10 protein-coding genes and 1 pseudogene are annotated in these 11,715 nt (G+C 70.7%); 9 read left to right on the plus strand and 2 right to left on the minus strand.

Annotated elements, in window-relative coordinates; genetic code table 11:
• Window positions 1–325 (plus strand): hypothetical protein (locus tag D7X12_RS43140; protein WP_158620170.1); only part of this gene is annotated, 325 nt, incomplete at its 5' end.
• Window positions 326–354: 29 nt separating this feature from the next.
• Here the strand turns inward: D7X12_RS43140 and D7X12_RS33375 are convergent.
• Entirely contained in the window at window positions 355–3,021 is a 2,667-nt protein-coding gene (locus tag D7X12_RS33375) for an ATP-binding protein (RefSeq protein ID WP_120629266.1), read from the minus strand.
• 297 nt (window positions 3,022–3,318) lie between these two features.
• Between D7X12_RS33375 and D7X12_RS33380 the strand changes: the two genes are divergently transcribed.
• From D7X12_RS33380 to D7X12_RS33415, 7 genes are all read left to right on the plus strand, one after another.
• Entirely contained in the window at window positions 3,319–3,597 is a 279-nt protein-coding gene (locus tag D7X12_RS33380) for a PqqD family protein (protein WP_158620171.1), read from the plus strand.
• 658 nt (window positions 3,598–4,255) lie between these two features.
• Entirely contained in the window at window positions 4,256–4,882 is a 627-nt protein-coding gene (locus D7X12_RS33390) for a hypothetical protein (RefSeq protein ID WP_120629269.1), read from the plus strand.
• Complete coding sequence (locus D7X12_RS33395) at window positions 4,879–6,192, plus strand: MFS transporter (RefSeq protein WP_120629270.1); 1,314 nt, start codon at window positions 4,879–4,881, stop codon at window positions 6,190–6,192. Before D7X12_RS33390 ends, D7X12_RS33395 begins: the two co-directional genes overlap by 4 nt.
• On the plus strand, window positions 6,189–8,318 hold the full coding sequence (locus tag D7X12_RS33400; RefSeq protein WP_120629271.1) for a carbohydrate binding family 9 domain-containing protein: 2,130 nt from the start codon (window positions 6,189–6,191) through the stop codon (window positions 8,316–8,318). Before D7X12_RS33395 ends, D7X12_RS33400 begins: the two co-directional genes overlap by 4 nt.
• Window positions 8,319–8,351: 33 nt before the next feature.
• A complete protein-coding gene (locus tag D7X12_RS33405; RefSeq protein ID WP_120629272.1) occupies window positions 8,352–9,194 on the plus strand; it encodes a class I SAM-dependent methyltransferase in 843 nt (280 codons plus the stop codon).
• Between the two features lie 18 nt (window positions 9,195–9,212).
• Window positions 9,213–10,043 carry an MbnB/TglH/ChrH family RiPP precursor modification enzyme gene (locus tag D7X12_RS33410; protein WP_120629273.1) on the plus strand — a complete coding sequence of 277 codons (831 nt, stop codon included), beginning with the start codon at window positions 9,213–9,215 and terminating at the stop codon, window positions 10,041–10,043.
• 25 nt (window positions 10,044–10,068) lie between these two features.
• Window positions 10,069–10,662, plus strand: a complete 594-nt coding sequence (locus D7X12_RS33415; RefSeq protein WP_120629274.1) for a hypothetical protein — start codon at window positions 10,069–10,071, stop codon at window positions 10,660–10,662.
• A gap of 21 nt (window positions 10,663–10,683) precedes the next feature.
• On the opposite strand, the gene D7X12_RS33420 is transcribed toward D7X12_RS33415, so the two are convergent.
• Window positions 10,684–11,181, minus strand: a complete 498-nt coding sequence (locus tag D7X12_RS33420) for a YbhB/YbcL family Raf kinase inhibitor-like protein (protein ID WP_120629275.1) — start codon at window positions 11,179–11,181, stop codon at window positions 10,684–10,686.
• Window positions 11,182–11,598: 417 nt separating this feature from the next.
• Between D7X12_RS33420 and D7X12_RS44680 the strand changes: the two are divergent.
• Window positions 11,599–11,715, plus strand: a pseudogene (locus D7X12_RS44680) (AtpZ/AtpI family protein); the annotation flags it as partial.

The following is an 11,715-nucleotide window of genomic DNA, read 5'->3' on the forward strand; positions in this document are numbered from 1 at the left end:
CCCGGAGGCCCCGCGCCGTCAGGCCCCCGTCGTCGATGAACGGCCCACCGACACCCGCCCCATCCCGGTGCGGACGAAGACGCGCGACACGCTCGTGGGCTACGACAAGGACATCTCCGCGGCGCTCAAGGCCGCGGAGGTGAAGGCCCGGGAGCGCGAGCTGGCGGACGCGAAGCGCAAGAACCCGAAGCAGCCCGCGAAGGCCGCGAGCTTGTGGCCCGTCTCCCCGCGCTACCGCTTCTGGCTCATGCTCGCGGTGGTGGCCCTGGCGTGCGGCCTGGGCTTCGGCGCGATGTGGATCATCCTGGGCGCGGACGGCGCCTGAGCTTCCGCGGCCCTGCCGACGCCTCCGCGTCAGGGCAGGGTGGAGGCGGGGACCAGGGACGGCTCCAGCGGCAGGAAGAGCCGGAAGATGGTGCCGCCCGTCTCCGGCACCTCCAGCAGCAGCTGGCCCAGGTGTGAATCCACGATGCGCTTCACCACCGCGAGCCCCAGCCCGGTGCCCTGCGCCTTGGTGGTGAAGAAGGGCTCGAAGACGCGCGTGCGCAGCTCCAGCGGGATGCCCGGCCCGGTGTCGCTGATCTCCACCTGCACGCCGGGCCGCTCCATCCACACCCTCCGCGCCACCACCCGCAGCGTGCCGCCCTGGGGCATGGCCTGCACCGCGTTGAGCGCCAGGTTGAGGAAGGCCTGACGCATCAGCCGCTCGTCCACCGTCACCGACGGCACGCCCTCCTCCATCACCCACTCCACGCGCACCGGCGGAGGCGGGTTGCCGCCCGTGTCGGAGAGCGCGCCGCCCACCGCCTCCTCCAACAGCTGCGTCACCGACACGGGATACAGGTGCGGCGACGGCGGCCGGGCGAAGGTGAGCAGGTCCGCCACGATGCGGTTGAGCCGGTCCGCCTCCTCCCCCACGATGTCCACCAGCGGCGTCGCCGGGCTGTCCGCGCCGATGATGCGGCGGATGGTGGCCACCGAATTGAAGATGGCGCCCAGCGGGTTTCGCACCTCGTGGGCCACCACGGCGGACAGCTCGCCCAGCGCGGCCAGCCGCTCACGGTGCACCAGCTGCTCCTGCGCGCGCGCCAGCTCCCCGTAGCTCTTCTTCAAATCCTCCACCAGCCGCGCGCCCTCCAGCGCCAGGGACAGCTGGTTGGCGATGGCGTCCGCCCGCTCCAGCTCCGCGGGCGTGAAGCGGCGCGGCCGGCGCGTCTCCACCATCACCGCCACGCCCACCATCTGCGCGTGCACGGCGAGCGGCAGCACCATGTACGCCAGGCCGCCCGTGGCCCGGCGCAGCTCGTCGTCCAGGCGCGTGTCCTGGCTCGCGTCCTCCACCCGGAGCGGCTGGCGCGTGCGGAACACCTCCGCCGCCAGGGAGCGGTGTGACAGGTCCAACGACACGTCGCGCCCCACCAGCTCCGGGTGGTTGCCCGTCGCCGCGCGGATGGCCAGGCGCTCGCCCTTCGCGTCCGGCAGCAGCACGTACGCGTCCGGCACGTCCACGATGCGCGCCAGGCTGGTGACGCCCGTGGCCAGCAGCCGGTCCAGCTCCAGCGTGGCCGCCAGCGCCTTGCCCACCTCGTGCATCAGCGCCAGGTCCTCCGCCCGCCCGCGCACCTCGTCCAGCAGCCGGTGGGACTCGATGGCCGCCGCGAAGTGCGTGCCCATGGAGTGGAGCGTCTCCAGCTCCAGCGCGGTCAGCTGCCGCCGCGCGTGGAACAGCACGCTCAACGTGCCCACGCCGCGCGAGCGCACCCGCAGCGGCACCGACACCAGCGTCTGGAAGGCCAGGGCCCGCAGCGCGTCCCGCGTGGGCGCGGGGCACGCCTCCGCGTCCAGCACGTGCACCGCGTCCAGCGGCCCGCTCGGACGGGGCAGCGACCCCAGGCGCGCACGGCGCACCCGGGCCACCGCGTCCTCGGACAGGCCGCGCGCGTACACCAGCTCCAGCGGCTCGCCCGGCTCCGGGCGCGTCTCCGCCGGCAGCAGCAGGCACACCGCGTCGCAGGACAAGAGCCCGGCGATCTCCTCCGTCCCCGAACCGAAGAACGCGCGCGGGTGCGGCGCGGACGCCGCCTGGGACGCCAGCCGCCCCAGCGCGGTGAGCGCCGTCGCGCGCACGGCCAGCCGCTGGATGGTGCGCGCCGCGTCCAGCGCGGCCGATACCTGATGACCGAACAGCCGCACCGCCGCCACGTCCTCCTCGTCCAGCCAGTCCGCCGCCAGCACCAGCATGGCCAGGGGCGCCTTCTCCACGTCGATGCGCACCCCCACCGCGGGGTGGTGCTCCACGCGCTGGAACACCGCCAGCACCGCGTCCATGCGCGCTTCCGTCACGAACCGCGACGCCTCGACGCCCAGGTCCTCCACCCACGAGGCCCCGTCGCGCCAGGTGCGCACCAGCGCCGGGGCCCAGCGGCCCTGCGCCTCCACCCTCACGCGCCCGCTCAGCGACGGCGCGTGCGGCACCAGCCGGGGCGACAGCGACGCCATGGACAGCTCCACCCCCACGCCCCGGGGCGCAAGCCACGCGAAGCCCAGCTCCAGCGCCTCCAGCCCCCGGAACACCTCCTCGCGCACCGCGTCCTCGGAGTCCAGCGACCGCACCGCGCACCCCAGCTCCGCCAGGCCGCGCAGCGCGTGATGGCGCCGCACCCGGTGCGTCACATCGCGCGCCTGCACCACCCAATCCCTGGCATGTGCCTGCACCGTCAGCTCCACGCGCACCTCGCGGGTCGCGCCGCGCAGCCAGGCCTCGTAGGTGCCCACCGCGGGCTCCGTGCCCAGCCGCCGCGCCAGCCGGTCCACCGGTTCGCCGGCCTTCGGTTCCACCAGGAGCGCCGTCACGGGTTGGCCCACCAACGCCTCACGCGGCGCGCCCAGCAGCCGCCCCAGCGCCGCGTTCGCGTACACGAGCAGTCCGTCCCGCAACACGAACACGCCCAGGGCCATGTCGTCGAAGAGGCGGTACGCCGCCCCCTGCTCTTCGGGAACCGTCCCCACCCGACGGTTCATGCGCTCAGTGCCTCTCACCCGCAGCACGTTGGCATCCCTGGGCCCATCGGGTGAAGCCACCCCCGCGTCGCAGCGACCACCAGCGCACATCGCGTACGCGATGCGTCACCGCGACGACGCGGTGTTGCAGTGAGCATGCGTCAAAATTGACTTGCATCCGGTCCAACCCTGGGTGTGCGTGCTATTGACAGTACGTATGGAAACATTTAGAACCATGGATATATAAAAACGCGGATTGATCCGGGCTCCAGGGTCTACCTGGGAGACCTCAATCTTCGCGCTACCCAGGGGGATGTCTTGAGCCTGCCCCGAGCGACTTCCGGTGTCATCGTCCAGCAGCAGGACGGAGCCTTCTTCCTTCTGGATACCGAAGGAGGCGAGGTCTTCCGGGTGAACGAGACGGCCGCGCGCATCTTCGAATTGTGCCAGAGCGGCACGTCGCTCGAGGGAGCCGTCCAGTCGCTCGCGAAGGGTTTGGGCGCCATCGACCAGGAGCCTGACATCCGCGCGGACGTCCAGCGCACCGTGGAGCAGTTCCAGGAGCTGGGGCTCTGCGAGCCCTCGCCGTCCTTGTAGGCCTTTCAAAGCCGCCGTCCGCCGTCGTTCCAAGCTGTCGCCGCAGGCCTCGCAGTCGCCGCGAAGACCCCCCGTCCGCGGCATGAAACCCCCATCACCTTCGTGGAGCCCCCTCTTGAGAGGGGTTGGGCCGCGCCATGCCCAGGCTCCGTCCTTCGCGTGTGTCTTGAAGCCGGGACACATGCGAGTCCATCCGTGAAACGTGTGTTTCACGGCTGGAGTGACGCGCGAAACGAGTGGAGACAGGGAATGTCAGACCCCCTGTTCACACTCCGCAGCGCTTCATCGCAGTGGCTGTCCAACCAAGGAGAAACACACCATGTACACCAACGCCCAGATCGTCCGCGTCACCGCCGCTTCCGACAAGTGCACCTGCGGTGGCGGCATGACCATCAGCAACGACACCCTGCAGCAGGCGGAGTAGTTCCGCCCGTCGTCAGGTCGTTTGTTTCAACCCCACACCCCAATCCAGGAGAAACACACCATGTACACCAACGCCCAGATCGTTCGCGTTTCCGCCGCTTCGGACAAGTGCACCTGCGGTGGCGGCATGACCGTCATCGTGCGTGACGCGACCGTCGCGGAGTAGTGCCTTTCAGCCGGGTGGAGGCCGTACGCCTCCACCCGGCTGTCTTTGCACGCACCGACGCCCGCCGCCATGTCGCCCGCCTCCACATCGCTGCTGCTCTTCACGCAGGCGGACGTCGCCGGCCACGCGCTCTTCCGCGTCGTGCCCGTGGAGGTCTCCGTGCATCCCGGCCGGGGTCGGCTGTGGGTGGACCTGTCCCGGGGCAACGCCTTCACGCCCGTGTGGCAGCGCCATGCGCAGCACCTGGCGGCGCTGGGGCGTGCGCACTACGCGTTGCCGTGGGAGGAGACGGACCTGCACGTGTCGCCGCGCGGGCGGGGCGTGACGCTGGATGGGCGGAGCGCGTCGCTGCCGCTGTTCGTCGCCTGGGTGGCGCTCTTGAGCGGCCGCCCGCTGCCATCGCCCTTCCTGGGCACGGGGGTGGCGCTGGACGAGCACGGCGAGCGGCTCGCGCCCGCGCCGCGTGAGTTCCTCCAGGGAAAGCTGGGCGTGGCCCAGGCCTATGTGAAGCAGGTGTTCCCGCAGGCCGGGCGCGTGCCGGTGTACGTGCCCGAGGGCAGCGGCTTCGACGCGGGCGCCTTCACGGCGCTGGACGTGCGGCCGGTGCCCACGCTCACGCGGGCGGTGGCGGAGGTGCTGGGGTTGGAGCCGCGTGCGGCCGTGGCGGGCGCCGCCGCGAAGCAGGAGGCGGAATGATCCGCCAGGGCGTGCGAGCCATCCGGGAGATGTACGGCCTGACGAAGGGGCTGGGCAACCTGCGGGTGATGCTGGGCTCGGGGCTCGTCGGCATGATGGCCGCGGGCCTGCTCAACCCGGTGATGCCGCTGTACCTGCGCGAGCGCGGGCTGGGGTTCCAGGAGATTGGCCTGCTGTACACCGTGGGCTCGCTGCTCCCCATCTTCGTGCAGCCGGTGCTGGGCGCGCTGTCGGACCGCTACGGGCGCAAGCCCTTCGTGGTGGGCCTGTCGCTCGTCACGTCGCTGATGGTGCCGGCGGTGGCGCTGGTGGAGGACCCGAAGCCGCTCGCGGCGGTGATGATCCTCAAGATGCTCCTGGCGCGCAGCGCGGCGCCGGTGTCCAACGCGATGGTGGCGGACTTCGCGCCCACGAAGCAGCGCGCCACCATCTTCGCGATGCTGGACGCCACGTCGAACCTGGTGTTCGTGGCGGCGCTGTTCGCGTCCTCCGGCGTCATCCGCGCGCTGTCGGTGAGCGGGACGTTCTTCCTGGCGGGCGGCCTGTTCCTGGTGGGCAGCCTGCTGCTCCTGTCACTGGACGACTCGCGGGCGGCGCCGCGCGCCGAAGCCGTGCCCGGCAAGGTGCAGGCGGGCTGGACGCTGGCGTTCCGGGGGCTCATCTCCCCCTTCACCTACGTGAAGGACCACCCGCATCTGTCGGGCCTGTTCCTCTGGCAGTTCTTCTTCACCTTCGCGCTGGCGCTGTTCCCCACCTACCTGCCGCTGTACGCGGTGGAGCAGGGCGCGCCCCGGGAGCTGGTGGGGCCGCTGGTGGCGGTGTCCTGGCTCGTCTTCGCCTTCGTGCAGCCCTTTGGCGGGCGGCTGTCGGACCGGCTGCCCCGGCGCGTGGGCCTCATCACGGTGGGCCTGGGCGGCATGGCGGTGATGGCGGCGGTGCTCGGCGCCTCCGGGTGGATGCCGCACGGGTACGCGCTGGGCTCGCTGGCGGTGGCCTGGATGCTGCTCGCGGTGCCGGACGGCCTGCACCGCTCGTCCGCGTCCGCGCTGGTGGTGGAGCAGGTGCCTTCACCCACGGAGCGCGGCCGCTTCATGGGCGCGCTGGGCTCCAGCGGCGCGCTGGCCGGCGTGCTCGCGCCCATCACCTACGGCCTCATCGCGCAGAAGGCCGGTATCGGCTTCACGTTCCTTGTCTCTTCGGCGGCCTTCGTGCTGGCCCTCGCCTGTGTGTCGAGGGTGCGCGAGTCCACCGACGTCGCCCCTGTCGCGGCCCCCGTGGCCGCCCTCACCCCCAACTCGGAGCCCGGATGAGCCCCTTCCGCCATGCATGTCGCCGGGGCACCGCGCTGTTGCTCGCGCTGGTGCCCGCCCTGGGATTCGCCGATTCGGCCTACAAGGTCACGGCGACGCCGACGACCGACACCATCACCATCGACGGCAAGGGGGACGAGGCCGCGTGGCAGGCCGCGCCGGAGATCGCCGGCTGGTACCTGACGCGCGTGGACTACGGCCGTCCCGCGCCGGACGACACCAAGGTCCGCATCCTCTACGACAAGGACAACCTCTACTTCCTGTTCCACTGCCTGGACTCGAAGCCGGAGCGCATCGCCGGGTACACGGTGCAGAACGAGATGTTCCTCCACCAGGAGGACAACATCACCATCATCCTCGACACGTACCTGGACCACCGCAACGCGTACTACTTCTGGACCAACCCGCTGGGCGTGCGCACCGACGGGCGCATCGTGGATGACGGCGAGGCGTTCTCCACCAACTGGCGCGGCGAGTGGGAGACGAAGTCCACCGTCGTGAAGGACGGGTGGATTTCAGAGGTGCGCATCCCGTTCGCGAACTTCCAGTTCGACAAGAAGGAGGAGATGTCCTTCGGCATGCTCCTGGACCGCGAGCAGTCGCGCAACCAGGAGTGGAGCAACTGGACGCCGGACGGGATGAATAGCGCGAAGGTGAGCCGCTACCCGCACCTGGAGGGGCTCAAGGATATCAACCCGCGCTCCATCTTCAGCATCACCCCGTACGTGGCCAGCACGGTGGCGCTCAAGTACAACGACGACCGCGGCACGTTCCGGCCCAACGTGGGCGCGGACGCGCGCATTGACCCGGCGCCGTGGCTGTCGCTGAAGCTGACGGCGAACCCGGACTTCAGCGACGCGGAGGCGGACCAGGGCTTCCTGCTGCTGGACACCGAAGCGCCGCTGCTGCCGGAGCGCCGCCAGTTCTTCCTGGAGAGCGAGCACCTCTTCATCGCGCCCATCAACATCTTCACCTCGCGCCGCATCGCGCTGCGGCCGCATGACCGGGTGTGGGGCGGGTTGCAGCTCACCGGCAAGGTGGGCGACCTGAACTTCGCGATGATGGACATCCAGCACCGCGACTTCACCGGCAAGAGCGTGGAGGGCAGGGACGTCTTCGAGAACGTCAACTCCGGCGTGCTGCGCCTGCAGCACGACATTGGCAAGCGGTCCATGATCTCACTGGTGGCGCTCAACCGCAGCGGCCGGGGCGGCGTCTTCGGGGACTCGGATTTCCAGACGCTGGGCGTGGACGGCAACTTCCATCTCTTCGAGGAGTTCTTCATCCAGGCGCAGGCGCTTCGCAGCTGGAGCCCGCTGGGCAACGAGGACGCGGACGCGTACCACGTGGGCCTGCACCGCTTCGACACGCTGACGGAGTTCTGGCTGCAATTCGAGGACATCGGGAAGAACTACGCGAACCCGCTGGGCTGGACGCCGGTGATTGACAAGCAGGGCTACAACTCGCACTTGTTCTTGAACCCGTTCCCCAAGTGGCGCTTCCTGCCCCGGCTGGACGTGACGTGGGACACGCTGTGGCGCCGCAACCACGAGCACGTGCGCACGCGCTGGCGCCAGCGCCTCAACGTGCAGCCCTACCTGCACCACGACTTCGCGCTCATCTTCGACGGCGTCTATGACGACAACGAGGGCTTCAGGAACCGCGTGGGCACGTTCGGCTTCACCCTGTTCCCGCACGACTGGCAGAGCTACACGCTGACGGCCATTGGCGGCCGCTTCCTGGGCGGACAGCTGCGCGGCCTCAACGGCGTGGTCAACTTCAAGGTGGGCGAGCGCATCGTCGCGCGCTTCAGCGGCTTCTACACGCGCAACTTCGACGTGCCGGAGAACAGCCAGCTCTTCGGGCGGTCCGGCGACGGCTACAGCTTCTCCGGCTACGCGCAGCTGCGCTACCACTTCAGCCCGGACCTCTACGCGCGCCTGACGCTGCAGAAGGGCGACGTGTACGAGCTGGCGGACTACAACTCCGTGCGCGGCACGTTCCTGGACGCGATGGTGGGATGGCACTACCGCCAGTGGAGCGACATCTTCCTCGTCTACACGGATCAGCCCTTCGCCGGCTCCCAGGAGCGGCGGATCCTGTCGAAGATCTCCTTCAACTTCTGAAAGCCTGACTCGCCCGAAAGTGAGCGCACCCCCATGAGCACCGCCGACGCCGCCAGCCTCAAGCGCCGCTACGACGAGGTGTCCCCCAGGTACGACCAGGGCGCCCCCCATCAGATGGCCATCAAGCTGTTCTGGCTCGCCTACGAGCACCTCACCTGGAAGCCGGTGGAGGCGCTGCTGCCGAAGGACGGCACCTCCTGGCGCGTGCTGGACGCGGGCGGGGGTGGGGGCAAGTTCGGCACGCGCTTCGCGGAAGGGGGCCACCACGTCACCGTGCTGGACATCTCCCCGGGCATGTTGGACGGCGCGCGCGCGCAGTTCGCGGCGAAGGGGCTGCTGGACCGCGTGGCCTTCGTGGAGGGCAACGTGGCGGCGTTGGAGCTGCCGGACGCGGCGTTCGACCTGGTCTTCTGTGAAGGCGACCCGGTGTCCTACTGCATGGACGCGTACCCGCAGGCGGTGAAGGAGCTGGTGCGTGTGGCGAAGCCGGGCGCGCCGGTGGTGCTGGGCGTGGACAACCGCCATGAGGCGTTCGCCTATTACATGAAGTCCGGCAAGCAGGCGGAGGCGTTCAAGCTGCTGCAGGATGGCAAGACGACGTGTCCCTACGGCCTGCCGGTGCACGCGTTCACGGTGCGCGAGCTGGAGCAGGCGGTGGCGGACGCGGGCGCGGACCTGCTGGAGATCTTCGGCAAGCCGGTGATGTTCTTCGACATGCTCAACGCCATGGCCGCCTCGCGCGGGGGCACCGCCGCGCAGCCGTGGGACGCGTGGTCTGCGCGCGAGGAGATACTGGCGCAGCAGGAGAAGCTGGCGCACGAGGGCTTCGCCGTGCTGGGCCAGCACTTCCAGGTGATGGCGCGGCGCCGCGCCTGACGCGAAGGAGCACGCACCGTGGGCCTTCCCTTCCTTGGCGTGGGACTCAGCTACCGCTGGGACCTCAACCCGCATCTGGCGCGCGGCAACCCCGGCGTGGACTGGCTGGAGCTGACGCCCGAGCACTTCCTGCCGCTCACGCCAGACGCGGAGCGGCGGTTGGATCTGCTCGCGAAGCGCTACCCGCTGGTGGGCCACAGCCTGGAGCTGTCGGTGGGCTCGGACGGGGTGGACGCGCCCGGCTACCGCGAGGGGCTGCGGCGCATCACCCAGCGCACGAAGAGCGTGTGGCACGGGGACCACCTGTGCTTCACGCGCGTGGGGGACCTGCCCCTGCGCGCGCTCACGCCGGTGCCGCTGACGGACGAGGCGGTGGCCACCTGCGTGCGCAACGTGAAGGCGGCCCAGGCGGACCTGGGCGTGCCCTTCGTGGTGGAGAACATCGCGTACCTCTTCCACACGCCGCTCAACACGCTGGACGAGGCGGACTTCCTGCGCCGGGTGGTGGAGGGCGCGGACTGCGGGCTGCTGTTGGATCTGCACAACCTGTACTGCAACGCGGCCAACCACGGGTTCGACCCGTATGCCTTCCTGGACCGGCTGCCGCTGGAGCGCGTGGTGCAGATCCATCTGGCGGGCGGCATGACGATGGAGGGGCTGCGCCTGGACAGCCACTCGGCGCCGTCGCCGGAGGAGGTGTGGCAGCTGTTGGAGTACGTGGCGCCGCGCTGCCCGGTGCGCGGGGTGAACTTCGAGATGGACAGCGGCTTTCCGCCCTTCGCGCGGCTGGTGGAGGAGCTCGCTCGCGCGCGCGCCATCCTCCAGCGCTGCGGCGCGAACGCGGCCTGAGCGCACGGGATAGGAGACACACGACATGGGCTACCCGGAGACGCTGGAAGCACTGGCGCGGCTGCACGTGGACCCGCGCTTCCGCGAGGCGTGGACGCGGGACGCGGGCCAGACGCTCGCGCCGCTGACGTTGACGCCGGGGGAGCGCGCGGCGCTGGAGCAGGTGGACCGCACCGTGGTGGACCGCGCCGGGCGGATGATGGACTACCACCGCACCGAGCGCGTGCGGGAGCAGCTGGCGTGGGTGGACGAGGCGAAGCGGCCGGAGCTGGCCCCGCTGCGCCTGCGCTTCCTCCAGGACGTGCTGCCGGAGGTGCTCAACCGCGAGGAGGCCATCGCCTTCTGCCGCTTCCTGGAGTCCGGCGCGGCCACGGGCCTGCCGGCCTACGTCCCCCAGCTGGCCCGCTGCGAGCGGCTGCGCATCGCGCTCGCGTGGGGCCTGTTGCCCCTGCCGGCCTCGGGCCCCCATGTCGAGGCCTTCGACTTCCCGGTGCTGGGGCTGCTCGCCGCGCTGGCCGCGCCGGGCTGGCCCCCGGTGGAGCCCCGCCCCACGCGGGTGGAGTACCTCAAGGTGCCGGGCCTGCCCGCGGTGATGCTGCGCGAGCTGCCCGCACCCTGAAGCGCCCGTCGTCCCCCGGCGTCAGTGGCTCCGGCGGTGGTGCATCTTCTGGTAGGTGCCCATGAGCTGGGCCTCGCCCAGGATGTGGCCGTCCATGGCCTCACGGAGCTCCGCGCGGGAGGGCCGGCCCAGGTCCGGCAGGACCGTGTCCAGGGCGTACAGCCGGAAGAAGTACCGGTGGTTGCCGATGGGGGGCATGGGGCCGCCGTAGTCCTGCCGCTGGAAGTCGTTGAGTCCCTGGCGGACTCCGGGCGGCATCACCTCCGGGGTGGCCCCGTCCGGGAGGCTCTGGGCGTTGGGCGGCAGGTTGTAGAGGACCCAATGGCAGAAGGTGCGCTGCGGGTGGGCCGGGTCCGGTGCGTCCGGGTCCTCCACGATGAGGGCCAGGCTCCGGGTCCCCGGGGGGATGTTCTCCCAGTGGAGGGGGGGCGAGTGGTCCTCGCCCTCCCCGGTGTAGGCCATGGGGATGGGCATCCCGTCCTGGAACTGCGACGAGGTGAGCTCGAGCGGCTTCGGCATGGTTTGGCTCCTGGAAGCGAAAGCGGCAAACGTGTCCCCCGGCAAGCTGGCGACGGCCTCCCCCCGGTGCGCAGAGGCGACGGGCGCTCCGCCCGGCCGCCCGTCACCTCCAAAGAGGCCCCTTGGGTGCGGCCCCTCCCTGATCCACCGGACGCTCCCCGGCCCGCCTGCTGACCCCAGGCGATCTCCCGAGGAGAAACGCGAGGAGAAACCCCCGCTCCGGGCAAGGCCGTGGTAGCTGCGCTTGCGGGTGCCGCAACCCTTCCTGGAGGCATGGGGAAGGTGGGGCCTCCAGGGACCCCGTAGCGGTTGCACCCGCCGCGCATTCGGTGCTAAGCGGCGCCCGCGCGGGTATGGGCGGGGTCGGGGTTGGCGAAGGAAACCCAAGACTTTCCCAGGGTTTGGTGAGGCGTCCGCATGGCAGAGCAGGAGCCACCGAAGCGGACGGACGAGCCGGGCAGTGAGCTGGGCGAGACGGCCCGGCAGATGCGAGCGGCGGAGCCGTACATCTCCGCGGTCTGGAAGCTGGTGGGC

Source organism: Corallococcus sicarius (genome assembly GCF_003611735.1).
Taxonomy (GTDB): domain Bacteria; phylum Myxococcota; class Myxococcia; order Myxococcales; family Myxococcaceae; genus Corallococcus; species Corallococcus sicarius.